This is a genomic window from Enterobacter dykesii (assembly GCF_008364625.2).
Taxonomy (GTDB): Bacteria; Pseudomonadota; Gammaproteobacteria; order Enterobacterales; family Enterobacteriaceae; genus Enterobacter; species Enterobacter dykesii.
The window spans coordinates 1,265,523-1,288,513 of the sequence record NZ_CP126604.1; the positions used below are offsets into that span (position 1 = coordinate 1,265,523).

The following is a 22,991-nucleotide window of genomic DNA, read 5'->3' on the forward strand; positions in this document are numbered from 1 at the left end:
GGAGCTGAATATGTGGTATTTCGCATGGATTTTAGGGACGCTTCTTGCCTGTGCATTTGGTGTCATCACTGCCCTGGCGCTTGAGCACGTCGAAGCGACCAAAGCGGGTGAAGAAAAACACTGATGAATATTATCGCAAAGTTATATGCGGTAATGGATAAGCGCCCGTTACGGGCGCTTTCTTTAGTGATGGCATTACTGCTGGCAGGTTGTATCTTCTGGGACCCTTCGCGCTTTGCAGCGAAAACCAGCGAGCTTGAAATCTGGCACGGCTTCCTCATTATGTGGGCGGTGTGCGCAGGTGTGATCCACGGCGTGGGCTTTCGTCCGAAAGCCGTTCACTGGCAGGGAATTTTTTGCCCGCTGATTGCCGATCTGGTGCTTCTCGCCGGTTTGATTTTCTTCTTCTTCTGAATAAGAAATGTCCGTTAACGTTATGGGCTTACCCGAGCCCATAAAAATTTACTCTCCGTTTACTTTCCCCCATTCCCAACCCTCTTTCCCGCGCGTATAGTAGCGAAGTTTAAAAGCTCTAACTTTTGTTGCATTACCGGGATGTAAAGTGAATACAACGCTGTTTCGATGGCCGGTTCGTGTCTATTACGAAGATACCGATGCCGGTGGTGTGGTTTACCACGCCAGCTACGTTGCTTTTTATGAACGGGCACGCACAGAGATGCTGCGCCATCATCACTTTAGTCAACAGGTGCTGTTGGCTGAGCGAGTTGCCTTCGTGGTACGCAAGATGACGCTTGAGTATTTTGCGCCTGCCAGACTCGACGATATGCTCGAAGTCCAAACTGAAATTACATCAATGCGCGGGACCTCACTGGTTTTCACGCAGCGGATAGTCAACGCAGAGAATACCGTACTGAACTCAGCTGAAGTGCTGATTGTTTGTGTTGATCCAACCATAATGAAGCCTCGTGCGCTTCCTAAGTCTATTGTCGCGGAGTTTAAGCAGTGACTGACATGAATATCCTTGATTTGTTCCTGAAGGCAAGCCTTCTGGTTAAACTTATCATGTTGATTTTGATTGGTTTTTCAATCGCATCCTGGGCCATCATCATCCAGAGAACGCGTATCCTCAATGCCGCTGGCCGTGAAGCTGAAGCGTTTGAAGATAAGTTCTGGTCGGGTATTGAGCTTTCTCGTCTTTATCAGGAAAGCCAGGTGCGCCGTGAAAACCTTACAGGCTCCGAGCAAATTTTTTATAGCGGTTTCAAAGAGTTTGCTCGTCTGCATCGTGCAAACAATCATGCGCCGGAAGCGGTTGTAGAAGGTGCCTCGCGTGCGATGCGTATCTCTATGAACCGTGAGCTGGAAAATCTCGAAACCCATATTCCATTCCTCGGCACTGTCGGTTCCATCAGCCCGTATATCGGCCTGTTTGGTACCGTGTGGGGGATTATGCACGCCTTTATCGCGCTGGGCGCGGTGAAGCAGGCGACGTTGCAGATGGTTGCACCGGGTATCGCTGAAGCACTGATTGCGACCGCTATCGGTCTGTTTGCGGCAATTCCTGCGGTTATGGCTTACAACCGTCTGAACCAGCGCGTGAACAAACTGGAACTGAACTACGACAACTTTATGGAAGAGTTCACTGCGATTCTGCACCGTCAGGCGTTTACCAGCACCGAGAGCAACAAGGGGTAAACCATGGCCAGATCGCGTGGACGAGGTCGTCGCGAGCTCAAGTCCGAAATTAATATCGTTCCACTGCTGGACGTCCTGCTGGTACTGCTGCTGATCTTCATGGCGACAGCGCCAATCATTACCCAGAGCGTGGAAGTGGATCTGCCGGATGCGACAGAATCACAGGCGGTGAGCACCAATGACGATCCTCCGGTTATCATTGAGGTTTCCGGCGTAGGGCAATACAGCGTCGTGGTAGAGAAAGATCGTATGGATCAGCTGCCGCCTGAGCAGGTGATTGCAGAGGCGCAGCGTCGTCTGGAGTCAAATCCGAAAACGGTCTTCTTAATCGGTGGCGCGAAAGACGTACCCTACGATGAAATTATTAAAGCGCTGAACTTGCTACATAGTGCGGGTGTTAAGTCAGTTGGCTTAATGACCCAACCTATTTGATCATCCGCGTAGTTTTTGGGAACCGATAGTGTCAAAGGCAACCGAACAGAACGACAAGCTTAAGCGAGCGATAATCGTCTCCGCAGTGCTGCACGTGATTCTCTTTGCAGCGCTGATCTGGAGTTCGTTCGACGAGCATATTGATGCATCAGCCGGCGGCGGTGGAGGGTCTTCCATTGACGCCGTGATGGTGGATCCCGGTGCGGTAGTACAGAACTATAATCGCGAACAGCAGCAGAAGGCGAGTGCTAAACGGGCTGAAGAGCAGCGTGAAAAACAGTCGCAACAGCAGGCGGAAGAACTGCGTGAAAAGCAGGCCGCAGAGCAGGAGCGTCTGAAGCAGCTTGAGAAAGAGCGTTTGCAGGCGCAGGAAGCTGCGAAAGAGCAGGCGGAACAGCAGAAGCAAGCCGAAGAGGCCGCGAAGAAAGCACAGGAACAGCAAAAGCAGGCGGAAGAGGCGGCAGCAAAAGCCGCAGCGGACGCGAAAGCGCAGGCTGATGCCCAGGCGAAACTAGCGGCAGAAGCGGCGAAGAAAGCCGCTGCTGATGCTCAGAAGAAAGCTGAAGCGGAAGCCGCGAAGAAAGCCGCTGCCGATGCTCAGAAGAAAGCTGAAGCGGAAGCCGCGAAGAAAGCCGCTGCTGATGCTCAGAAGAAAGCCGAAGCGGAAGCCGCGAAAAAAGCCGCTCAGGAAGCAGAGAAGAAAGCTGCTGCCGAGGCCGCGAAGAAAGCTGCTGCCGAGGCCGCGAAGAAAGCGGCTGCTGCTGAGAAAGCGGCTGCAGAAAAAGCTGCCGCCGCTGAAAAAGCCGCTGCCGATAAAAAAGCTGCAGCTGAGAAGGCCGCTGCCGATAAGAAAGCTGCTGCTGATAAAGCGGCTGCCAAAAAGGCCGCTGCTGCTGAAAAAGCTGCTGCTGCCGCAGGGGTTGACGATCTGCTGGGCGATTTGAGCTCCGGTAAGAATGCACCGAAAACGGGCGGTGGGGCGAAAGGAAACAACGCAGCGCCGACGGGAAGTGGTAACACTAAGAGTAACGGTGCGACAGGGGCTGAAATCAACGGTTATGCCGCGCAGATTAAATCCGCTATTGAAAGCCGATTTTATGATGCGTCTTCCTATACCGGTAAAACGTGTACGTTGCGTATAAAACTGGCTCCGGACGGCATGCTGCTGGATATTAAGTCTGAAGGTGGCGACCCGGCTTTATGTACTGCGGCCCTGGCTGCAGCGCGTCAGGCGAAGATGCCTAAACCGCCGTCTCAGGCAGTTTACGAAGTCTTCAAAAATGCGCCGCTGGACTTCAAACCTTAAGTTACATTTTCCCCGTGCAAACGGGGAAAAATAGACCAGGTTTAGTCACAGGGTTCTGGTAGTTTTGTCTATTTGAGTTTGTTAACATTCTGCTAAATTATCGTGGGTAAAGTTACCCGGATAAGGGAGATATGATGAAGCAGGCATTACGTGTAGCATTTAGTTTTTTAATGCTGTGGGCAGCAGTACTGCACGCAGAAGTACGTATCGAGATCACCCAGGGGGTGGACTCGGCACGCCCAATCGGTGTTGTTCCGTTCCAGTGGGCCGGTCCTGGCGCTGCACCTGAAGATGCCGGTGGCATCGTGGCGGCTGACCTGCGTAACAGCGGTAAATTCAACCCGTTAGATCGTTCTCGTCTGCCGCAGCAGCCGGGCAGCGCGCAGGAAGTACAGCCTGCAGCATGGTCTGCACTGGGTATTGATGCCGTGGTTGTGGGTCAGGTTACGCCTAACCCGGACGGCTCTTACAACGTGGCCTGGCAGCTGGTCGATACCGGCGGTGCACCGGGTACCGTTCTGGCACAGAACTCTTACAAGGTCACTAAGCAGTACCTGCGCTACGCGGCACACGCTGCCAGCGATGCGGTATTTGAAAAACTGACCGGCATTAAAGGGGCGTTCCGTACCCGTATTGCTTATGTGGTGCAGACCAACGGTGGTCAGTTCCCGTATGAGCTGCGCGTATCTGACTACGACGGCTACAACCAGTTCCTGGTGAAACGTTCTTCGCAGCCGCTGATGTCTCCAGCCTGGTCTCCGGACGGTTCTAAACTGGCCTATGTAACCTTCGAAAGCGGCCGTTCAGCGCTGGTAATCCAGACGCTGGCAAACGGTGCTGTTCGTCAGGTGGCCTCTTTCCCACGTCACAACGGTGCACCTTCCTTCTCTCCGGACGGGTCTAAACTGGCGTTTGCGCTGTCAAAAACCGGTAGCCTGAACCTGTACGTGATGGACATTGGCTCTGGCCAGATTCGTCAGGTGACCGACGGTCGCAGCAACAACACCGAACCTTCATGGTTCCCGGACAGTCAAAACCTGGCGTTTACCTCTGACCAGGCTGGCCGTCCACAAATTTACAAAGTCAACATCAACGGCGGTGCTCCGCAGCGTATTACCTGGGAAGGTTCGCAGAACCAGAACGCAGACGTGAGCAGCGACGGTAAATTTATGGTAATGGTGAGCTCCAACGGTGGGCAGCAGCACATTGCCAAACAAGATCTGGTAGCGGGTGGCGTTCAAGTTCTGTCGTCAACGTTCCTGGATGAAACGCCAAGTCTGGCACCTAACGGCACGATGGTAATCTACAGCTCTTCTCAGGGGATGGGATCTGTGCTGAATCTGGTTTCTACAGATGGGCGTTTCAAAGCGCGTATTCCGGCAACTGATGGACAGGTAAAATCACCTGCCTGGTCGCCGTATCTGTAAATAATAATTAATTGATTACTAAAGGAATCATAGAAATGCAACTGAACAAAGTGCTGAAGGGGCTGATGATCGCTCTGCCTGTAATGGCAATCGCAGCGTGTTCTTCTAACAAGAACGCCAGCAATGACCAGAGCGGCGAAGGCATGATGGGTGCCGGCACCGGTATGGACGCGAACGGCAATGGCAACATGTCTTCTGAAGAGCAGGCGCGTCTTCAGATGCAGCAGCTGCAGCAGAACAACATCGTTTACTTCGATCTGGATAAATACGACATCCGTTCTGACTTCGCTGCGATGCTGGATGCGCACGCTAACTTCCTGCGTAGCAACCCATCTTACAAAGTCACCGTAGAAGGTCACGCGGACGAACGTGGTACTCCAGAGTACAACATCTCCCTGGGTGAACGTCGTGCTAACGCTGTTAAAATGTACCTGCAGGGTAAAGGCGTTTCTGCTGACCAGATCTCCATCGTTTCTTACGGTAAAGAAAAACCTGCAGTACTGGGTCACGACGAAGCGGCTTACTCCAAAAACCGTCGTGCCGTACTGGTTTACTAAGAGAATTGCATGAGCAGTAACTTCAGACATCATCTGTTGAGTCTGTCGTTACTGGTTGGAATAGCGGCCCCTTGGGCCGCTTTTGCTCAGGCACCAATCAGTAGTGTCGGCTCAGGCTCGGTAGAAGACCGGGTCACTCAACTCGAGCGTATTTCTAACGCTCACAGCCAGCTTTTAACCCAACTCCAGCAACAACTTTCCGATAATCAAAACGATATTGACTCTCTCCGCGGCCAGATTCAGGAAAGCCAGTATCAGTTGAACCAGGTTGTGGAACGTCAGAAGCAGATTTTGCTGCAGATAGATAGCCTGAGCAGTGGTGGTGCAGCAGCACAAGCACAGCCAGCCGCGGGCGATCAGACCGGTGCGGCGACATCAGCACCGGCTGCAGATGCTTCTGCTTCAACAGGTGCGCCTGTACAGAGCGGTGACGCGAATACGGACTACAACGCGGCCATTGCCCTGGTGCAGGATCAATCTCGTCAGGATGACGCGCTTGCTGCGTTTCAGAACTTTGTGAAGAAATACCCTGATTCCACTTATCAGCCAAATGCGAATTACTGGCTCGGTCAGCTGAATTACAACAAGGGTAAAAAGGACGATGCGGCGTTTTATTTTGCCTCAGTGGTGAAAAATTACCCGAAATCGCCAAAAGCGCCTGATGCGATGTATAAAGTGGGCGTCATCATGCAGGACAAAGGCGACACTGCGAAAGCCAAAGCGGTTTATCAGCAGGTGGTCTCTAAATTCCCGGGTACCGAAGGTGCCAAGCAGGCGCAAAAACGTCTGAATTCGATGGGATGATTATCGCATGACCAGAAATCGCGTTATTTCTGGTCGTGCAGCATGATTCGTAAGCAGTTAAGTGATCTTCATCGAAATTTTTGTTGCGCTGAATTCTTAAATCAGTAATATATGCCGCCGTTGCCACGGGATATCAAACAACGTGAAAACAGCGTAAAAGTGGGTCGTTAGCTCAGTTGGTAGAGCAGTTGACTTTTAATCAATTGGTCGCAGGTTCGAATCCTGCACGACCCACCACTTAACGCATATTGGCAGTACAGAGTGGGTGATTAGCTCAGTTGGTAGAGCATCTCCTTTACACGGAGGGGGTCGGCGGTTCGAGCCCGTCATCACCCACCACTCGGGTCGTTAGCTCAGTTGGTAGAGCAGTTGACTTTTAATCAATTGGTCGCAGGTTCGAATCCTGCACGACCCACCAATTTTATTGGTTCCGAGTGATAATTCAGGCAACACCCAAAAGGGTCGTTAGCTCAGTTGGTAGAGCAGTTGACTTTTAATCAATTGGTCGCAGGTTCGAATCCTGCACGACCCACCAGCCTGAATAAATTTGAAGTACATCCCGCAAAGGGTCGTTAGCTCAGTTGGTAGAGCAGTTGACTTTTAATCAATTGGTCGCAGGTTCGAATCCTGCACGACCCACCAATGTTAAAAAGCGCCCTAAAGGCGCTTTTTTGCTATCTGCGATACAACAAATGCTCCGCACATCTATTCCCGGTGACTTTTCACTCCAGATTCGCTATCTTGTTTAGTATAAAAAACACAATTGCCACGCGTTTTGCTATGTCAGGCAAAAGAAAGGCAATATTGTTAAGCCCGTAAAACGAGAAGCCATAATGAGCGTGATGTTTGATCCTGAAGCCGCAATCTATCCGTTTCCGCCAAAGCCTGTCCCGCTGAGCCAGGACGAAAAGCAGTTCTACCGTGAGAAGATCAAACGTCTTCTCAAAGAACGAGATGCGGTGATGGTGGCCCATTACTACACCGACCCGGAAATTCAGCAGCTGGCGGAAGAGACCGGGGGCTGTATTTCTGACTCACTGGAGATGGCACGCTTCGGTGCAAAACATCCTGCTTCCACGCTGCTGGTTGCTGGCGTGCGTTTTATGGGCGAAACGGCAAAGATCCTGAGCCCTGAAAAAACCATTCTGATGCCCACGCTTAATGCAGAGTGTTCCCTGGATCTCGGCTGCCCGATTGACGAGTTCACGGCCTTCTGCGACGCCCACCCTGACCGGACCGTGGTGGTTTACGCCAACACCTCTGCGGCGGTAAAAGCGCGGGCAGACTGGGTTGTCACCTCCAGCATCGCCGTTGAGCTCATTGAACACCTGGACAGCCTGGGCGAGAAAATCATCTGGGCGCCTGACCGCCATCTTGGAAATTATGTCCAGAAGCAGACGGGGGCTGACGTTCTCTGCTGGCAGGGTGCCTGCATTGTGCACGACGAATTCAAAACCCAGGCGCTGGCGCGCATGAAGGCACTTTATCCTGATGCCGCGATTCTTGTTCACCCTGAATCACCGCAGTCGATTGTCGACATGGCGGACGCCGTGGGCTCAACCAGCCAGCTTATCAACGCGGCCAGAACGCTGCCTAACAGGCAGCTCATCGTGGCGACCGATCGCGGTATCTTCTACAAGATGCAGCAGGCCGTGCCGGAGAAAGAGCTCCTTGAAGCGCCAACGGCGGGTGAGGGCGCAACGTGTCGCAGCTGTGCGCATTGCCCATGGATGGCGATGAACGGCCTGAAGGCCATTGCCGACGGGCTCGAGACGGGCGGTGCAGCACATGAAATCCATGTGGATGCTGCTCTGCGTGAAGGTGCATTAATTCCGCTTAACCGCATGCTGGATTTTGCGGCTACACTACGTACTTAATTCAAAACGCCCCGGGGAAAAGATGGATTTTTTTAGCACGCAGAACATTCTGGTTCATATACCGATTGGTGCAGGTGGCTATGACCTGTCATGGATTGAGGCCGTTGGCACGCTGGCGGGATTACTCTGTATCTGGCTGGCAAGCCTGGAGAAGATCAGCAACTACGCGTTCGGGCTGATTAACGTTACGCTGTTTGCGATTATCTTCTTCCAGATCCAGCTGTACGCCAGCCTGCTTTTACAGCTGTTCTTCTTCGCCGCCAATATTTACGGCTGGTACGCGTGGTCGCGTCAGAACAGCCAGCAGGAGGCAGAGCTGCAGATCCGCTGGCTGCCCTTGCCGAAAGCCATCGCCTGGTTTGTCGCCTGTCTGCTCGCCATTGGCTTAATGACCGTCTATATCAACCCGGTGTTTGCGTTCCTGACCCGCGTTGCCGTTTCGGTCATGTCAGGTTTCGGCCTGAACGTGACGATGCCCGAGCTCCAGCCGGATGCCTTCCCGTTCTGGGATTCCTGCATGATGGTGCTGTCGATTGCGGCGATGATCCTGATGACCCGTAAATACGTTGAGAACTGGCTGCTGTGGGTGATCATCAACGTGATCAGCGTGGCGATCTTCGCCCTGCAGGGCGTCTATGCGATGTCGCTGGAATATCTGCTGCTGACCTTCATCGCGCTGAACGGCAGCCGGATGTGGATTAAGAGCGCGCGTGAGCGAGGTTCTCACGCGCTTTCCAGCTAGTGGTGATGCTGATGTGAATGTCCGGACTGCGCCTCGTTAAGGTGGCAGTCCGGCCCGTTACAGGGCTGATACTCCATCTGGATGGTGGCGTGGCCAATTTCGTAGTGATGTTCAAGAAAATGCTGGATGCGCTCAAGCAGCGCATCGTGGTCGTGAGGCGGGATCACCTGGACGTGCAGCGTCATGACCGGTTTTTCCCCCACCAGCCAGACGTGCACGTGATGAACATTACGGACTTCCGGGACCGAACGGCGCAGGTTGCGCTTCAGCTCGTCAATATCCATCGATGACGGTGCCCCTTCAAGCAGTTCATTCACGCTCTCCTTCAGCAGCCGCCAGGCGCTGCGCAAGACCAGACACGACACCAGCACGGACAGAATAGGATCGACAGGCGTCCAGCCGGTGTAGAGGATCACCAGCGCGGCGACAATCGCCCCGACTGAGCCGAGTAAATCACCCAGAACATGCAGAGCCGCAGCGCGTACGTTGAGGTTCTTTTCCCCGCTGCCGCGGTGCAAAATCCAGAAGGCCAGTATATTCGCCAGCAGCCCCGCCACGGCAATCACCATCATGGTTGCCCCGGCGATCGGCTGCGGGTGTCTGAAGCGCTGTACGGCCTCCCAGACGATGAGAACGGTAATGACCACCAGCGCAATGGCGTTAACAAACGCGGCGAGGGTTGTCAGCCTCAGCCAGCCGAAGGTATGGCGCGCATTGGGAGGACGACGCGCAAACTGTACCGCCAGCAGGGCGAAGAGCAGCGCTGCGGCATCGGTCAGCATATGTCCGGCGTCAGCCAGTAGCGCCAGAGAGCCGGAAATCAGGCCGCCAATGACCTCGATAATCATAAACGTTGCGGTAACGCCAAAGGCCAGCATCAGTCGTTTAGCGTTGTCGTTGCCGGGAGAGGGTGAGTGGGAATGGGAGTGCGCCATGTCTGCTTTCCTGATGTGTTATTGTTTTTAGTGTAGCGTTTTTAATAGGTTACTCCAAAAAGAAAGGAGAGCCAGAGCTCTCCTTTTTCTTACCGAACATCCCCATTACTGGGTGGTGCCATCGGTTTTGGTATTCGCGTCGTTTCCTACTTTGTCATTAGGGTCAGGGCATTTGCCGTCCTTACACATTGAGTTCTTATGAACCTCATCCGAACTCATATTGTCATGATTCATGGTGTCGGAACCGCTGCCGTTGGGATGCAGCATGGTGCCGCCGGTGTTGGTATTACCGGTATTGATCTGGCTGTTGTCGACATTATTCGGGGCGATATTCTGTTTCGCATCAGGGGCGGGCTGGCCTGCTGCCGCAGCGGCATTCGCATCGCCGTTGCTGTCTGATGTGCCCGTTTCCGCGGCCAGGACGCTGCCGCTGGCCAGAGTGAGTGTGGCGGTCAGGAAGAGGGTTGCCAGTTTTGTCATTTTCATCATGGTGCTCCTGTTCTTGTCGTTACGCTGGATAACATTCTCCAACAGTGCATCTTTTTCAGAGGCGAAAGATTCCGCCTTACGGACTTACGCCAGTAGGGAATCGCGTTTAAGCGTGTAAAATTGGTTGTTACAGTTAAAAAGCTTAGGTTAGATCTCGTTTTTCGCTATTTTGTGGCGATTTTTAGGCGAATTCCAGGAATTATCTGCGTGAAGTGTAAAACCGTGTTTACACTTCCTGGTCGACAAGATAGATTGAAAGGATTGCTTTCATTACTAAAGATATGGCAGAGCTGGAACGAAGATGAATTATCAGAACGACGATTTACGCATTAAAGAGATCAATGAGTTATTACCTCCTGTAGCGCTCCTTGAGAAATTCCCCGCCACTGAAAATGCCGCAAACACGGTTTCTCATGCTCGTAAAGCGATCCATAAGATCCTGAAAGGTAATGACGATCGTCTTCTGGTGGTGATTGGTCCGTGCTCCATTCACGATCCTGCAGCTGCGAAAGAGTACGCAGCCCGTCTGCTCACCCTCCGTGAAGAGCTGAAGGATGAGCTGGAAATCGTAATGCGCGTTTATTTTGAAAAACCGCGCACCACCGTGGGCTGGAAAGGGCTGATTAACGATCCGCATATGGATAACAGCTTCCAGATCAACGACGGCCTGCGCATTGCGCGCAAGCTGCTGCTGGAGATCAACGACAGCGGCCTGCCTGCTGCCGGTGAATTTCTGGACATGATTACGCCACAATACCTGGCAGACCTGATGAGCTGGGGCGCAATTGGTGCGCGCACAACCGAATCTCAGGTGCACCGCGAGCTGGCGTCCGGTCTTTCTTGCCCGGTGGGTTTCAAAAACGGCACTGACGGCACCATTAAGGTGGCTATCGACGCCATCAACGCAGCGGGTGCGCCGCACTGCTTCCTGTCCGTAACCAAATGGGGCCATTCCGCCATCGTTAACACCAGCGGGAACGGTGACTGCCATATCATTCTGCGCGGCGGCAAAGAGCCGAACTACAGCGCGAAACACGTGGCAGAAGTGAAGGTCGGGCTGGAAAAAGCCGGGCTGCCACCGCAGGTGATGATCGATTTCAGCCATGCCAACTCCAGCAAGCAGTTTAAAAAGCAGATGGAAGTGGGGGTAGACATCTGCCAGCAGATTGCCGGCGGTGAGAAGGCGGTGATTGGGGTAATGATCGAAAGCCATCTGGTTGAAGGTAACCAGAACCTGGAAGGCAGCGAGCCGCTGGTGTATGGCAAAAGCGTCACCGATGCCTGCATTGGCTGGGACGATACCGATACCATCCTGCGTCAGTTGGCGAATGCGGTAAAAGCGCGCCGCGGCTGAATTCTCAGGCACAAATAAAAAAGCGCGGAAGGCTCCGCGCTTTTTTTATATCTGGCGAAAATTACTTCGCTTTACCCTGGTTCGCTACAGCCGCTGCTTTCGCCGCGATCTCTTCTGCGTTACCCAGATAATAGTGTTTGATTGGCTTGAAGTTTTCGTCGAACTCATACACCAGCGGTACGCCAGTTGGGATGTTCAGTTCGAGGATTTCGTCTTCACCCATGTTGTCCAGGTATTTCACCAGCGCACGCAGGGAGTTACCGTGAGCGGCGACGATCACGCGCTCACCGCTTTTCAGGCGTGGCAGAATGGTTTCGTTCCAGTAAGGCACAACGCGGTCGATGGTCAGCGCCAGGCTTTCGGTGGTTGGCAGCTCAGAGTCGGTCAGCTTCGCGTAACGCGGATCGTGGCCCGGGTAGCGCTCGTCATCTTTGGTCAGCTCTGGTGGGGTGATTGCGAAGCCGCGACGCCACTGTTTAACCTGCTCATCGCCATATTTCTCAGCGGTTTCCGCTTTGTTCAGGCCCTGCAGCGCACCGTAGTGACGTTCGTTCAGTTTCCAGGACTTCTCAACCGGCAGCCAGGCCTGATCCAGTTCGTCCAGCACGTTCCACAGGGTGTGGATGGCACGTTTCAGCACAGAGGTGTAAGCAAAATCAAAGCTAAAGCCTTCTTCCTTCAGCAGTTTACCCGCTGCTTTTGCTTCGCTTACGCCTTTCTCAGACAGATCAACGTCGTACCAACCGGTAAAGCGGTTTTCGTTGTTCCACTGGCTTTCGCCGTGACGCACCAGGACCAGCTTAGTTATAGCCATCTCTTACTCCTCAAGCATTTTTAGAATGATAACAATTCTCATTATATTGCCGTGGCCGTGCCACCAGCAACGCTTAACCCTAACCATAGCGAAAATAGTCTCTGAGTGTAAGATGCTTGTGAATCCAGGGTTATGATTTTGTCTGCGATCGGCGCTATTTTCAGCAAGGCGCGCAGAAAAAAGCCCTCCGGAGGGAGGGCTGGATATTAATGTGGAATAAAATGATATTCCGTCACGCTCACGTACTCTTCACCCGGGCGCAGCACGCAGTCCGGCTGTGGCCATTCAGGATGGTTCGGGCTGTCCGGCAGGAACTCGCTCTCCAGCGCCAGGCCTTGCCAGTCGCTGTACTCATCGTGTTCGCGCGCCGTGGTGCCGCCGAGGTAGTTGCCTGAGTAAAACTGCAGGGCAGGGGCGGTGGTATAAACCGTCATCTGCAGTTTCTCATCCGCAGACCAGACCTGTACGGCAGGTTGTTTCACATCGCCTTTGGCCTGCAGCAGGAAAGCGTGGTCGTAGCCTTTTACCTTACGCTGATCGTCATCGCTCATGAAATCCTGGGCGATGGTCTTCGCGCTGCGGAAGTCAAAGCTGGTGCCGCTCACGTCTTTGAGGCCCTGATGCGGAATGCCCATCTCGTCAACCGGCAGATACGCATCCGCCAGGATCTGCAGCTTGTGGTTACGCACGTCGCACTGGCTACCGTCCAGATTAAAATACGCGTGATTGGTCAGGTTGACCGGACACGGCTTATCGACCGTCGCACGGTATTCGATGGCGATACGGTTGTCGTCGGTCAGCGTAAAGCGCGCGGACGCGACAAGGTTCCCCGGGAAGCCCTGATCGCCATCAGGCGAATCCAGCGAGAACAGCACTTCGCCATCGTTTTGACGAACAATCTTCCAGCGGCGTTTATCGAACCCGTCCGGACCGCCGTGCAGCTGGTTCTCACCCTGGCTTGGAAGCAGGGTGTACTGCACGCCGTCGAGCTCAAAGCGGCTCTTTGCGATGCGGTTAGCATAACGCCCAACGGACGCGCCCAGATAGGCGGACTGATTGACGTACTGCTCAGGCGAGGCGCAGCCGAGCAGAGTCTCGCGCACGCTGCCGTCCGGCATCGGTACGCGGGCAGAAAGAAGGGTTGCCCCCCAGTCCATCACCGTAACGACCATCCCCGCGCTGTTGCGCAGGGTTAACAGGCGATACGGCAGACCATCCGGTGCAAGGGTAGGTGTTTCGTTTAGCACTGTCCGGCTCCTTGTGATGCTTTGCAAACATAGAAGGTTTCTTTGATGCCTGTTTTGGCTTCGTACTGCTTCGCCACGGCATCCTGTACGGCAGGGACCAGCTCTTCTGGCACCAGCGCAACGATGCAGCCGCCAAAACCGCCGCCCGTCATGCGCACGCCGCCTTTGTCGCCAATGGTGGCTTTAACGATGTCCACCAGGGTGTCGATCTGCGGAACGGTGATTTCAAAATCATCGCGCATGGAGGCGTGAGATTCCGCCATCAGCTCACCCATGCGTTTCAGGTCACCTTTCGCCAGCGCGGACGCGGCTTCAACGGTACGGGCATTTTCCGTCAGCACGTGACGAACGCGTTTGGCGACGACCGGATCCAGCTCGTGCGCCACTTTGTTAAATTCATTGAGCGTCACGTCGCGCAGGGCAGGCTGCTGGAAGAAGCGGGCGCCGGTTTCGCATTGCTCGCGGCGGGTATTGTATTCGCTGCCCACCAGCGTGCGCTTAAAGTTGCTGTTAATGATGATGACAGCCGCGCCTTTTGGCAGGGGAACGGCTTTGGTACCCAGCGAGCGGCAATCAATTAACAGGGCATGCTCTTTTTTGCCGAGCGCGGAGATCAGCTGGTCCATAATGCCGCAGTTGCAGCCCACGAACTGGTTTTCTGCTTCCTGACCATTCAGAGCGATTTGCGCGCCGTCCAGCGACAGATGATAAAGCTGCTGGAACACGGTGCCAACGGCGACTTCCAGCGACGCAGAGGAGCTTAAGCCCGCACCCTGCGGCACGTTGCCGCTGATAACTAAATCGGCGCCGCCAAAGTTCTTGTTGCGCTTCTGAAGGTGTTTCACCACCCCGCGCACGTAGTTAGACCATTGCTGGCTGTCGTGCGTCACAATCGGAGCATCGAGGGAAAACTCGTCCGTCTCATTACCGTAATCCGCCGCAATCACGCGAACTTTACGGTCGTCGCGCTTCGCACAGCTGATGACGGTCTGGTAATCGATAGCGCACGGCAGCACGAAACCGTCGTTATAGTCGGTGTGTTCACCGATCAGGTTGACGCGGCCTGGCGCCTGGATAACGTGGGTGGCAGGGTAGCCAAATTTCTCAGCAAACAGGGATTGTGTTTTATCTTTCAGACTCATTTTTTAGACTCCTGATTCGCGATAGTGGACGTCGCTAACGGCACGCAGGCGTTCTGCCGCCTGTTCCGCCGTCAGGTCACGCTGGGTTTCCGCCAGCATTTCATAGCCCACCATAAATTTACGCACCGTCGCAGAGCGCAGCAGCGGCGGATAGAAATGGGCGTGCAGCTGCCAGTGTTGATTCTCTTCGCCGTTAAACGGGGCGCCGTGCCAGCCCATGGAGTACGGGAAGGAGCACTGGAACAGGTTGTCGTAACGGCTGGTGAGCTTTTTCAGCGCCAGAGCAAGGTCGTCGCGCTGCGCGTCGCTGAGATCGGTGATGCGCTGCACGTGCGCTTTCGGCAGCAGCAGCGTTTCAAACGGCCAGGCGGCCCAGTAAGGGACAACGGCCAGCCAGTGTTCGGTTTCCACCACGGTGCGGCTGCCGTCGGCCAGCTCGCGCTGGGTGTAATCCACCAGCATCGGCGAACCGTTTTCCGCGTAATACGCTTTCTGCAGACGGTCTTCACGCTCGGCTTCGTTAGGCAGGAAGCTGTTCGCCCAGATCTGGCCGTGCGGGTGCGGGTTTGAGCAGCCCATGGCCGCGCCTTTGTTTTCGAATACCTGCACCCACGGATAGCTCTGCCCCAGCTCGGCGGTTTGCGCCTGCCAGGTGCTGACGACCTCTTTCAGCGCGTCCACGCTCAGCTCCGGCAGCGTTTTGCTGTGATCGGGCGAGAAGCAGATCACGCGGCTGGTTCCGCGCGCGCTTTCGCAGCGCATCAGCGGATCGTGGCTTTCCGGCGCGTCCGGCGTGTCGGTCATCAGGGCGGCAAAATCGTTGGTGAACACGAAGGTGCCTTTGTAGTCCGGGTTTTTGTCCCCGGTGACGCGCGTGTTGCCCGGACAGAGGAAGCAGTCCGGGTCGTGCTGTGGCAGCGTCTGTTTTGCAGGCGTCTCCTGCGCCCCCTGCCAGGGGCGCTTGGCGCGATGCGGAGAGACCAAAATCCATTGCCCGCTTAACGGGTTAAAACGACGATGCGGATGATCGACGGGATTAAATTGCGTCATGACGGATCCTTAGTCCGGATAGCCTTGCGGGTGGCGTGACTGCCAGTGCCAGGTATCCTGTGCCATTTCATCAAGCGTGCGCGTCACACGCCAGTTGAGCTCTTTATCGGCTTTGGTGGCATCAGCCCAGTAAGCAGGCAGGTCGCCATCACGACGCAGAGCGAAGTGGTAGTTCACCGGCTTGCCGCAGGCTTTGCTGAAGGCATTAACCACGTCCAGCACGCTGCTGCCGACACCGGCGCCGAGGTTGTAAATATGCACGCCCGGTTTGTTGGCCAGCTGCTGCATGGCCGCAACGTGGCCGTCGGCCAGATCCATCACGTGGATGTAGTCGCGCACGCCGGTGCCGTCTTCGGTCGGATAGTCATTGCCAAAAATCGCCAGCGAGTCGCGGCGACCCACGGCAACCTGGGCGATATACGGCATCAGGTTGTTCGGGATGCCCTGCGGATCTTCACCCATGTCGCCAGACGGATGCGCGCCGACCGGGTTGAAGTAGCGCAGTAAGGCGATGCTCCACTCCGGCTGCGCTTTTTGCAGGTCGGTCAGGATCTGCTCCACCATCAGCTTGCTTTTGCCGTACGGGCTTTGCGGCGTACCGGTCGGGAAGCTTTCAACGTAAGGAATTTTGGGCTGATCGCCGTAGACGGTGGCGGAGGAGCTAAAGATGAAGTTTTTGACGTTGGCCGCGCGCATGGCGGAGATGAGACGCAGGGTACCGTTGACGTTGTTGTCGTAATACTCGAGCGGCTTCGCAACGGATTCACCGACCGCTTTCAGACCCGCAAAGTGGATCACCGCTTCGATGGCGTGGTCGTGAAGGATCTCGGTCATCAGCGCTTCGTTGCGGATGTCGCCTTCCACGAAAGTCGGTTGTTTACCGCCAAGACGTTCAATCACCGGCAGCACGCTGCGCTTACTGTTGCACAGGTTGTCGAGGATGATGACGTCGTGACCGTTTTGCAGCAGTTGCACGCAGGTATGACTACCTATGTAACCGCTACCACCTGTTACCAGAACTCGCATGTTTCGCTCCATTGGGCTTATGGTATGTAATAACCATAGCATAACAGAGACGCGAAAAGTGTGACATGGGATAAAATAGTGGAATCGTTTACACTCGTTTTTATACTCACTTTTTCAATGACTGAGAGCATTCTAGATCAAAGAGATAGCGATGTATTGATGCAAGTTATCTGAAAAGAGGAGGGCAAAGCCCTCCACGGTTAATCGACGTTGCTGAGAAGGTAGCGATAGCCCTCACCGTCGGGAACAAACTCCAGGCGATGCGTGATGCAGGCAGGGGCATCTTCGGCATGGTGTGAAACGAACAGCAGCTGCGTTTCACCTTCGCTAATCAGCACGTCCACAAAGCGGCGGATAAGCTGTCGATTCAGCGGATCGAGTCCCTGCAGCGGTTCGTCGAGGATCAGAAGCGTAGGGTGTTTCACCAGCGCGCGAACGATCAGGGCCAGGCGCTGCTGCCCCCACGACAGACTATGAAACGGCGCGTCAGCGACCCGGTTGTCCATACCCAGGATATCCAGCCACTGCTGGGCGAGCTTGTGCTGTTTGTCCGACACCGCCTGATAAATGCCGATGGAATCAAAATACCCGGAAAGGATCACGTTGCGTACCGTGGTACTGACCCGATAGTCCAGATGCAGGCTGCTGCTGACATAGCCGATATGTTTTTTAATATCCCAGATGGTTTCGCCGCTGCCGCGACGCCGACCAAACAGCGTCAGATCGTTGCTGTAGCCCTGAGGATGATCGCCGGTAATCAGGCTCAGCAGCGTGGATTTTCCCGCGCCGTTAGGTCCGACAATCTGCCAGTGTTCGCCGGGATTGACCGTCCAGCTAAGACGGTTGAGGATCGGGCGATCGTCATAAGAGACAATCCCATCCCGCAGCACGATGCGCGGCTGGTGGGGATCGAGCGCGTGGCGGGCCGAAGGGGCGTCAGGTTCCGGTAGGGTTATACCGTCGAGTTGTTCACTGTGCGCGAGCTGGGCAATGAGCGCCTGCTTGAGCAGCGCTGTTTTTTCACCGGTCTCGGTCAGGTTACAGTCAGCCAGTACGCCTGCGTGCTGAATAAAGTCCGGAATTTCATCGAAGCGGTTAAGCACCAAAACCAGGGTATATCCCTGCTGATTAAGCGACTCCAGCAGGGCCGCCAGCTGCGCACGGGACTGCACGTCAAGGCCGTCAAACGGCTCGTCGAGGATAAGCAGCTCGGGCTCGCTCATCAGCGCCTGGCAAAGCAGCGTTTTTCGCGTCTCGCCGGTTGAAAGGTATTTAAAGCGTCGGTTCAGCAGGGCGGTGATACCGAACCGTTCTGCCAGGCGCAGACAGCGGGCGGGATCTTTCACCTCATCCTGAATAATTTCCGCCGTCGTACGGCCGGTATCTTCTTCGCCAGGGCTGAGTAAATCGGTGTTGTTGCGCTGCCACTCGTCGCTTACCAGCTTTTGCAGTTGTTCAAATGACAGGCGCGTCAGGCGAGTAAAGTCCCTCTGGTATTCGCCCTTGAGGAGGGGGAGCTCGCCGGCCAGCGCGCGGGCCAGCGCGGATTTACCGCTGCCGTTAGTGCCGACAAACGCCCAGCTTTCACCCGCGCGTATCGTCAAATCAGCAATCGTCAGCGTTCGGGTATCGCTAAGACGAAACGTGCCTTGCGAAATATGCAATGATGACATGATTTATCCCTGTTTTTGCAGCACCAGATATCAGGGATACGCACTGTCGGCGCGATTGTCAATGCGCTCAGCACAATGTGGCGATAATGACCCGGTCCGCGTTGAAATACGCGGTGACGACAGTACCTTCTCCTAAACTGTCCGCTTCGCTAAGCGGTATCGTCGCGCAAAGTGGTTGCCCGTCTGCCAGGGTCATCAGCACTTCGCACTGCGCCTGGCCGCGTTCGATATGGCTAATTGCGCCCTGGAGCTGGTTATCGGCCGCCTTTGCGGCGTCGGGATCGCGCGTGATATTGACCCACGGCGCTTTCAGCAGCACCAGCACCTCTTTACCTTCATACAGCTCGAGGCGCTCTGCGCTCTGCGCCGTTATGGCGGCTTTCAGACGGGTGGTGCCATCGGCAAGCAGGATCTCAATATGCTGCTGTACCTGAAGATTGTCGCGCGCCGTCACCGTTCCAAACCACTGGTTGCGGGCGCTGGTTTGTAACGAGAAGCGGGAAATGGCGGCCAGCAAGCTGTCCAGCGGAACGTTATCGTCGTCGCTCAACGCATCAAACGCCTTTTGCTGAATCTGGGCCAGCAGATCGTAAAGCTGAATAAGGCGCTGGCCATAGCGCGTCACGATCGCACCGCCGCCGCCTTTGCCGCCTGTGGCTCTGTCCACCAGCGGTTGTTCGCTCAGGGTGTTCATTTCGTTGATGGCGTCCCAGGCGCTTTTGTAGCTGATGCCCGCGTTTTTCGCCCCCTGGCTAATTGAGCCCGTTTGTTCTATTTGTTTAAGCAGGGCGATACGTCGCGGATTGGCGAAAAGTTTTTGCTGAAGTCGTAAAGTGAGGAGAATTTCGGCCTGCATAACAGTGTCCTGGCAAAAAGAGCATTGTGACCCAAATGGTGCGGGGCGCAAAGGGTACCGCACAAAAGGGGATGTTTTTCTCACTTTTCAAGGTAGAATGAGCCATTCACAATATCTGGAGAAAACCATGTTAGAGTTGTTGAAAAGTCTGGTATTCGCCGTGATCATGGTACCAGTAGTGATGGCCATCATCCTCGGTGCCATCTACGGCCTGGGTGAAGTGTTCAACGTCTTTTCGAACATTGGTCACAGAGACCAGGCTAAAAAGCAGCATTGATTCCCCACAAAACGCCCGGCGAGTCCGGGCGTTTTGCTCTCAAGATTTCCCCGTTTTCGCCGATATTATTTAAGTTTACCCCTTCAGCGGTACGATTAAACGCTGGGATCTCCATGACGTTACCGTTATATTAAGATGTATATAACGCTACTCACAGGAGTTACAGATGGCACGTTCATGGGTACGCCTTTTCGCAGGGGCAACGCTGACGCTTTCTCTTACCGGACACGCGCTGGCGGACGAGGGTAAAATCACGGTCTTTGCCGCGGCGTCGCTGACCAACGCGCTGCAGGACATCGCGGCGGCGTATAAAAAAGAGAAAAACGTCGAGGTGGTCTCCTCATTTGCCTCTTCCTCTACGCTGGCTCGCCAGATAGAAGCGGGCGCACCAGCGGATCTGTTCATCTCGGCTGACCAGAAGTGGATGGATTACGCGGCGGAGAAGAAATCAATTGATGCGACAACCCGCGAAACGCTGCTGGGGAATAGCCTGGTTGTCGTGGCGCCAAAAGCCAGCGCGCAGGCGGACATCACCATCAACAAAGAGACCCACTGGACGAGCCTGCTGAACGGTGGCCGTCTGGCGGTGGGCGACCCGGAGCACGTTCCGGCCGGGATTTATGCCAAAGAGGCGCTGCAAAAGCTGGGCGCATGGGAGACATTGTCACCGAAGCTGGCCCCGGCGGAAGACGTGCGCGGCGCGCTGGCGTTGGTAGAGCGCAACGAAGCCCCGCTGGGCATTGTGTATGGCTCTGATGCCGTTGCCAGTAAAGGGGTAAAAGTGGTCGCAACGTTCCCGGAAGACTCCCACAAGAAAGTGGAATATCCTGTTGCGATTGTTGATGGACATAAAAATGCGGCCGTGACGGCCTTCCGCGATTATCTGAAGGGGCCGGAAGCGTCCGCAATCTTTAAACGTTACGGATTTACGACTCACTGATGATATTGACCGATCCTGAATGGCAGGCTGTTGTGCTGAGCCTTAAAGTCTCTTCCCTGGCGGTTGCGCTGAGTTTGCCCTTTGGGATCTTCTTTGCCTGGTTACTGGTTCGCTGTCAGTTTCCCGGCAAAACGCTGCTCGACAGCGTGCTTCATCTTCCGCTCGTTTTGCCACCCGTGGTGGTCGGTTACCTGCTGCTGATTTCGATGGGGCGACGCGGTTTTATCGGCGAGAAGCTCTACGACTGGTTTGGGCTGACGTTTGCATTTAGCTGGCGAGGTGCGGTACTGGCGGCCGCAGTGATGTCATTCCCGCTGATGGTGAGGGCGATACGCCTCGCGCTGGAAGGCGTGGACATGAAGCTCGAACAGGCGGCGCGCACGCTGGGCGCCGGGCGCTGGCGCGTCTTTTTCACCATCACGCTTCCGCTAACGCTGCCTGGCATTATTGTCGGGACGGTGCTCGCCTTCGCCCGCTCGCTGGGCGAGTTTGGCGCGACGATCACGTTTGTGTCGAATATCCCCGGCGAGACGCGAACGATTCCGTCGGCCATGTATACCTTGATTCAAACGCCGGGCGGAGAAGGCGCGGCGGCGCGTCTATGCATAATTTCAATTGTGCTGGCGCTGGTGTCGCTAATGGTGTCTGAATGGCTGGCGCGGCTCAGTCGCGAGCGGATGGGGAAATAAGCATGCTGGAACTCCATTTCACCCAGACGCTGGGAAACCATACCCTGACGCTTAACGAGACGCTGCCGGCAAGCGGAATCACCGCCATCTTTGGCGTGTCGGGGGCGGGAAAAACGTCGCTGATTAATGCCATCAGCGGTCTGACCCGCCCGCAGTCAGGACGGATTGTATTGAATAACCGCGTCTTAAATGACGTGGAAAATAAGGTGTATCTTTCACCTGATAAACGCCGCATCGGCTATGTTTTCCAGGACGCGCGCTTATTCCCGCACTACAACGTGCGCGGCAACCTGCGTTACGGCATGGCGAAAAGCATGGCCGGGCAGTTTGATAAGCTGGTGACGCTTTTAGGGATTGAGCCTCTGCTCGACAGGCTGCCATCCTCGCTCTCCGGCGGAGAAAAACAGCGGGTGGCCATTGGCCGCGCGTTGCTGACCGCACCCGAACTGCTGCTGCTCGACGAGCCGCTGGCCTCGCTCGATATTCCGCGTAAACGCGAACTTCTGCCTTATCTACAGCGCCTGGCGCGCGAAATTAATATTCCGATGCTCTACGTCAGCCATTCGCTGGATGAGATCCTCCATCTGGCCGACAAGGTGCTGGTGCTGGAAGAGGGCAGCGTGAAGGCCTTCGGCAACCTGGAAGAGGTGTGGGGCAGCAGCGTAATGCACCCCTGGTTACCCAGGGAACAGCAGAGCAGCATTCTTAAAGTGAGCGTTCTGGAACACCATCCGCACTACGCGATGACCGCCCTGGCGCTGGGCGACCAGCATCTGTGGGTCAATAAGATCGACAAACCGCTACAGTCCGCGCTGCGAATTCGCATCCAGGCGTCGGACGTCTCGCTGGTGCTGCAGCCGCCGCTGCAAACCAGTATTCGAAATATTCTGCGTGCCAAAGTCGCGGAGTGTTTTGATGATAACGGGCAGGTGGAAGTGAAGCTTGAAGTCGGCAGCAGGACGCTCTGGGCGCGCATCAGCCCGTGGGCGAGGGATGAGTTAGGGATCAAACCCGGCCTGTGGCTTTACGCGCAAATTAAGAGCGTCTCGATTACCGCCTGATTACAGCAGGTGGGTATAAATGTACTGCGCGATGCTGTCGGTGGTGTTGTCACCGATCACCACGTTGGCGCGCGCTTTTACCGCGTCGTCGGCATTGCCCATCGCCACGCCGGTACCGGCGGCTTCCAGCATGCTGATGTCGTTGTAGTTGTCGCCGAAGGCGATCACATCCTGCATCGACCAGCCTTTTGATTCCACATACTGCGTCAGACTCTTGCCTTTGCTGTTGCCTTTGCGGGCAATATCCACCTGGTCATGCCAGGACCATTCGCACTCCAGACCCAGCGTCTGCTCCACGTGTTTTGCGAAGGTATTCAGTTTGGTGGTGTCTTCATCCGTCAGGGCAAATTTCCAGATAGCCTCAACGTCCTGGGCGGCCTGACGCAGGGAGGAGACCTGGGTAAAGACCGGACGCTGCGCTTCAGGCAGGGACAACGCCCAGTTGCTGGTGCGCACCACGTGGCCAGTAGGGCGCTCGTACAGCATCGCGTTATCCACATACATCAGTCCGTGAACGGCATGCTCATCCAGCAGATCGATCAGCTGCAGCGCCTGGGGAACCGGCAGCGGGTCGGAGGCTAAAACCTTTTTTGCCTGATAATCATACAAATGTATGATAATCTCTACAAACAAATAG

25 protein-coding genes, 5 tRNA genes and 1 pseudogene are annotated in these 22,991 nt (G+C 55.1%); 21 read left to right on the forward strand and 10 right to left on the reverse strand.

Going from position 1 to position 22,991, the window contains the following annotated elements; all coding sequences use genetic code 11:
- Nucleotides 1–10 precede the first annotated feature (10 nt).
- The 16 genes from cydX to pnuC all read left to right on the forward strand — a co-directional run bounded on the left by cydX (nt 11) and on the right by pnuC (nt 8,801).
- Nucleotides 11–124 carry a cytochrome bd-I oxidase subunit CydX gene (gene cydX / locus F0320_RS05925; RefSeq protein WP_003858598.1) on the forward strand — a complete coding sequence of 38 codons (114 nt, stop codon included), beginning with the start codon at nt 11–13 and terminating at the stop codon, nt 122–124.
- Nucleotides 124–414: a cyd operon protein YbgE gene (ybgE, locus tag F0320_RS05930; protein WP_008501100.1), complete on the forward strand. Its 291-nt coding sequence runs from the start codon at nt 124–126 to the stop codon at nt 412–414. The genes cydX and ybgE overlap by 1 nt, the downstream gene beginning before the upstream one ends.
- A 148-nt stretch (nt 415–562) precedes the next feature.
- Nucleotides 563–967, forward strand: coding sequence for a tol-pal system-associated acyl-CoA thioesterase (gene ybgC, locus F0320_RS05935; RefSeq protein ID WP_003858593.1), 405 nt, complete (start codon nt 563–565; stop codon nt 965–967).
- Nucleotides 964–1,656, forward strand: coding sequence for a Tol-Pal system protein TolQ (gene tolQ / locus F0320_RS05940; protein ID WP_126328039.1), 693 nt, complete (start codon nt 964–966; stop codon nt 1,654–1,656). Before ybgC ends, tolQ begins: the two co-directional genes overlap by 4 nt.
- 3 nt (nt 1,657–1,659) lie before the next feature.
- A complete protein-coding gene (gene tolR, locus F0320_RS05945) occupies nt 1,660–2,088 on the forward strand; it encodes a colicin uptake protein TolR (RefSeq protein WP_003858589.1) in 429 nt (142 codons plus the stop codon).
- A 28-nt stretch (nt 2,089–2,116) separates the two neighbouring features.
- A complete protein-coding gene (tolA, locus tag F0320_RS05950) occupies nt 2,117–3,394 on the forward strand; it encodes a cell envelope integrity protein TolA (RefSeq protein WP_126328040.1) in 1,278 nt (425 codons plus the stop codon).
- A 134-nt stretch (nt 3,395–3,528) separates the two neighbouring features.
- The gene (gene tolB, locus F0320_RS05955; protein WP_013097529.1) at nt 3,529–4,821 is read left to right on the forward strand and encodes a Tol-Pal system beta propeller repeat protein TolB; all 1,293 of its coding nucleotides are present in this window, start codon (nt 3,529–3,531) and stop codon (nt 4,819–4,821) included.
- A 35-nt stretch (nt 4,822–4,856) separates the two neighbouring features.
- Nucleotides 4,857–5,378: a peptidoglycan-associated lipoprotein Pal gene (gene pal / locus F0320_RS05960; protein WP_003858578.1), complete on the forward strand. Its 522-nt coding sequence runs from the start codon at nt 4,857–4,859 to the stop codon at nt 5,376–5,378.
- Nucleotides 5,379–5,387: 9 nt separating this feature from the next.
- Nucleotides 5,388–6,182 carry a cell division protein CpoB gene (gene cpoB, locus F0320_RS05965; protein WP_029740420.1) on the forward strand — a complete coding sequence of 265 codons (795 nt, stop codon included), beginning with the start codon at nt 5,388–5,390 and terminating at the stop codon, nt 6,180–6,182.
- Between the two features lie 161 nt (nt 6,183–6,343).
- Nucleotides 6,344–6,419: transfer RNA gene (locus F0320_RS05970), tRNA-Lys, on the forward strand.
- A gap of 26 nt (nt 6,420–6,445) precedes the next feature.
- Nucleotides 6,446–6,521: transfer RNA gene (locus tag F0320_RS05975), tRNA-Val, on the forward strand.
- A gap of 3 nt (nt 6,522–6,524) precedes the next feature.
- Nucleotides 6,525–6,600 (forward strand) — tRNA-Lys (locus F0320_RS05980).
- 41 nt (nt 6,601–6,641) lie between these two features.
- Nucleotides 6,642–6,717, forward strand: a tRNA-Lys gene (locus F0320_RS05985).
- Between the two features lie 31 nt (nt 6,718–6,748).
- Nucleotides 6,749–6,824 (forward strand) — tRNA-Lys (locus F0320_RS05990).
- Between the two features lie 191 nt (nt 6,825–7,015).
- Complete coding sequence (nadA, locus tag F0320_RS05995) at nt 7,016–8,059, forward strand: quinolinate synthase NadA (RefSeq protein ID WP_126328041.1); 1,044 nt, start codon at nt 7,016–7,018, stop codon at nt 8,057–8,059.
- A 22-nt stretch (nt 8,060–8,081) separates the two neighbouring features.
- Nucleotides 8,082–8,801 (forward strand): nicotinamide riboside transporter PnuC, encoded by a 720-nt coding sequence (gene pnuC, locus F0320_RS06000; RefSeq protein WP_126328042.1) that lies wholly within the window; start codon nt 8,082–8,084, stop codon nt 8,799–8,801.
- Here pnuC and zitB read toward each other — a convergent pair.
- Together zitB and F0320_RS06010 are read right to left on the reverse strand one after the other, a co-directional pair.
- Entirely contained in the window at nt 8,798–9,736 is a 939-nt protein-coding gene (gene zitB, locus F0320_RS06005) for a CDF family zinc transporter ZitB (RefSeq protein ID WP_126328043.1), read from the reverse strand. The two genes, pnuC and zitB, sit on opposite strands and share 4 nt — an antisense overlap.
- Before the next feature lie 105 nt (nt 9,737–9,841).
- Nucleotides 9,842–10,222, reverse strand: a complete 381-nt coding sequence (locus F0320_RS06010; protein WP_047650607.1) for a protein YbgS — start codon at nt 10,220–10,222, stop codon at nt 9,842–9,844.
- 304 nt (nt 10,223–10,526) lie between these two features.
- Between F0320_RS06010 and aroG the strand changes: the two genes are divergently transcribed.
- Nucleotides 10,527–11,579: a 3-deoxy-7-phosphoheptulonate synthase AroG gene (aroG, locus tag F0320_RS06015; protein ID WP_126328044.1), complete on the forward strand. Its 1,053-nt coding sequence runs from the start codon at nt 10,527–10,529 to the stop codon at nt 11,577–11,579.
- Between the two features lie 61 nt (nt 11,580–11,640).
- On the opposite strand, the gene gpmA is transcribed toward aroG, so the two are convergent.
- From gpmA to modE, 7 genes are all read right to left on the reverse strand, one after another.
- Nucleotides 11,641–12,393, reverse strand: coding sequence for a 2,3-diphosphoglycerate-dependent phosphoglycerate mutase (gene gpmA, locus F0320_RS06020; RefSeq protein WP_126328045.1), 753 nt, complete (start codon nt 12,391–12,393; stop codon nt 11,641–11,643).
- 206 nt (nt 12,394–12,599) lie between these two features.
- Nucleotides 12,600–13,640 (reverse strand): galactose-1-epimerase, encoded by a 1,041-nt coding sequence (galM, locus tag F0320_RS06025; protein ID WP_126328046.1) that lies wholly within the window; start codon nt 13,638–13,640, stop codon nt 12,600–12,602.
- Nucleotides 13,634–14,782, reverse strand: coding sequence for a galactokinase (gene galK, locus F0320_RS06030; RefSeq protein WP_126328047.1), 1,149 nt, complete (start codon nt 14,780–14,782; stop codon nt 13,634–13,636). The genes galM and galK overlap by 7 nt, the downstream gene beginning before the upstream one ends.
- 3 nt (nt 14,783–14,785) lie before the next feature.
- A complete protein-coding gene (gene galT, locus F0320_RS06035) occupies nt 14,786–15,832 on the reverse strand; it encodes a galactose-1-phosphate uridylyltransferase (RefSeq protein ID WP_047650611.1) in 1,047 nt (348 codons plus the stop codon).
- A gap of 9 nt (nt 15,833–15,841) precedes the next feature.
- Nucleotides 15,842–16,858 carry a UDP-glucose 4-epimerase GalE gene (gene galE, locus F0320_RS06040; RefSeq protein ID WP_126328048.1) on the reverse strand — a complete coding sequence of 339 codons (1,017 nt, stop codon included), beginning with the start codon at nt 16,856–16,858 and terminating at the stop codon, nt 15,842–15,844.
- Between the two features lie 200 nt (nt 16,859–17,058).
- Nucleotides 17,059–18,531, reverse strand: a complete 1,473-nt coding sequence (gene modF / locus F0320_RS06045) for a molybdate ABC transporter ATP-binding protein ModF (RefSeq protein WP_047650613.1) — start codon at nt 18,529–18,531, stop codon at nt 17,059–17,061.
- A 67-nt stretch (nt 18,532–18,598) separates the two neighbouring features.
- Nucleotides 18,599–19,387 (reverse strand): molybdenum-dependent transcriptional regulator, encoded by a 789-nt coding sequence (gene modE, locus F0320_RS06050; protein ID WP_126328049.1) that lies wholly within the window; start codon nt 19,385–19,387, stop codon nt 18,599–18,601.
- A 127-nt stretch (nt 19,388–19,514) separates the two neighbouring features.
- Here modE and F0320_RS06055 point away from each other — a divergent pair, with 127 nt between their 5' ends.
- The 4 genes from F0320_RS06055 to modC all read left to right on the forward strand — a co-directional run bounded on the left by F0320_RS06055 (nt 19,515) and on the right by modC (nt 22,354).
- Nucleotides 19,515–19,664: an AcrZ family multidrug efflux pump-associated protein gene (locus tag F0320_RS06055; protein ID WP_008501118.1), complete on the forward strand. Its 150-nt coding sequence runs from the start codon at nt 19,515–19,517 to the stop codon at nt 19,662–19,664.
- Between the two features lie 166 nt (nt 19,665–19,830).
- Nucleotides 19,831–20,604, forward strand: a complete 774-nt coding sequence (modA, locus tag F0320_RS06060) for a molybdate ABC transporter substrate-binding protein (RefSeq protein WP_047650615.1) — start codon at nt 19,831–19,833, stop codon at nt 20,602–20,604.
- The gene (gene modB, locus F0320_RS06065; protein ID WP_126328050.1) at nt 20,604–21,293 is read left to right on the forward strand and encodes a molybdate ABC transporter permease subunit; all 690 of its coding nucleotides are present in this window, start codon (nt 20,604–20,606) and stop codon (nt 21,291–21,293) included. The genes modA and modB overlap by 1 nt, the downstream gene beginning before the upstream one ends.
- A gap of 2 nt (nt 21,294–21,295) precedes the next feature.
- Complete coding sequence (modC, locus tag F0320_RS06070; protein ID WP_047650616.1) at nt 21,296–22,354, forward strand: molybdenum ABC transporter ATP-binding protein ModC; 1,059 nt, start codon at nt 21,296–21,298, stop codon at nt 22,352–22,354.
- On the opposite strand, the pseudogene F0320_RS06075 reads toward modC, so the two are convergent.
- Nucleotides 22,355–22,966, reverse strand: a pseudogene (locus F0320_RS06075) (pyridoxal phosphatase); the annotation flags it as partial. It abuts the gene before it with no gap.
- Nucleotides 22,967–22,991: the final 25 nt, after the last annotated feature.

What these genes read in the sequence shown, in the direction of transcription:
- cydX (WP_003858598.1), top strand. Translation starts at nt 11, where the DNA reads ATGTGGTATTTCGCATGGATTTTAGGGACGCTTCTTGCCTGTGCATTT.
- ybgE (WP_008501100.1), top strand. Translation starts at nt 124, where the DNA reads ATGAATATTATCGCAAAGTTATATGCGGTAATGGATAAGCGCCCGTTA.
- tolR (WP_003858589.1), top strand. Translation starts at nt 1,660, where the DNA reads ATGGCCAGATCGCGTGGACGAGGTCGTCGCGAGCTCAAGTCCGAAATT.
- tolB (WP_013097529.1), top strand. Translation starts at nt 3,529, where the DNA reads ATGAAGCAGGCATTACGTGTAGCATTTAGTTTTTTAATGCTGTGGGCA.
- pal (WP_003858578.1), top strand. Translation starts at nt 4,857, where the DNA reads ATGCAACTGAACAAAGTGCTGAAGGGGCTGATGATCGCTCTGCCTGTA.
- cpoB (WP_029740420.1), top strand. Translation starts at nt 5,388, where the DNA reads ATGAGCAGTAACTTCAGACATCATCTGTTGAGTCTGTCGTTACTGGTT.
- nadA (WP_126328041.1), top strand. Translation starts at nt 7,016, where the DNA reads ATGAGCGTGATGTTTGATCCTGAAGCCGCAATCTATCCGTTTCCGCCA.
- pnuC (WP_126328042.1), top strand. Translation starts at nt 8,082, where the DNA reads ATGGATTTTTTTAGCACGCAGAACATTCTGGTTCATATACCGATTGGT.
- zitB (WP_126328043.1), bottom strand. Translation starts at nt 9,736, where the DNA reads ATGGCGCACTCCCATTCCCACTCACCCTCTCCCGGCAACGACAACGCT.
- F0320_RS06010 (WP_047650607.1), bottom strand. Translation starts at nt 10,222, where the DNA reads ATGAAAATGACAAAACTGGCAACCCTCTTCCTGACCGCCACACTCACT.
- aroG (WP_126328044.1), top strand. Translation starts at nt 10,527, where the DNA reads ATGAATTATCAGAACGACGATTTACGCATTAAAGAGATCAATGAGTTA.
- gpmA (WP_126328045.1), bottom strand. Translation starts at nt 12,393, where the DNA reads ATGGCTATAACTAAGCTGGTCCTGGTGCGTCACGGCGAAAGCCAGTGG.
- galK (WP_126328047.1), bottom strand. Translation starts at nt 14,782, where the DNA reads ATGAGTCTGAAAGATAAAACACAATCCCTGTTTGCTGAGAAATTTGGC.
- galT (WP_047650611.1), bottom strand. Translation starts at nt 15,832, where the DNA reads ATGACGCAATTTAATCCCGTCGATCATCCGCATCGTCGTTTTAACCCG.
- galE (WP_126328048.1), bottom strand. Translation starts at nt 16,858, where the DNA reads ATGCGAGTTCTGGTAACAGGTGGTAGCGGTTACATAGGTAGTCATACC.
- modF (WP_047650613.1), bottom strand. Translation starts at nt 18,531, where the DNA reads ATGTCATCATTGCATATTTCGCAAGGCACGTTTCGTCTTAGCGATACC.
- modE (WP_126328049.1), bottom strand. Translation starts at nt 19,387, where the DNA reads ATGCAGGCCGAAATTCTCCTCACTTTACGACTTCAGCAAAAACTTTTC.
- F0320_RS06055 (WP_008501118.1), top strand. Translation starts at nt 19,515, where the DNA reads ATGTTAGAGTTGTTGAAAAGTCTGGTATTCGCCGTGATCATGGTACCA.
- modA (WP_047650615.1), top strand. Translation starts at nt 19,831, where the DNA reads ATGGCACGTTCATGGGTACGCCTTTTCGCAGGGGCAACGCTGACGCTT.
- modB (WP_126328050.1), top strand. Translation starts at nt 20,604, where the DNA reads ATGATATTGACCGATCCTGAATGGCAGGCTGTTGTGCTGAGCCTTAAA.
- modC (WP_047650616.1), top strand. Translation starts at nt 21,296, where the DNA reads ATGCTGGAACTCCATTTCACCCAGACGCTGGGAAACCATACCCTGACG.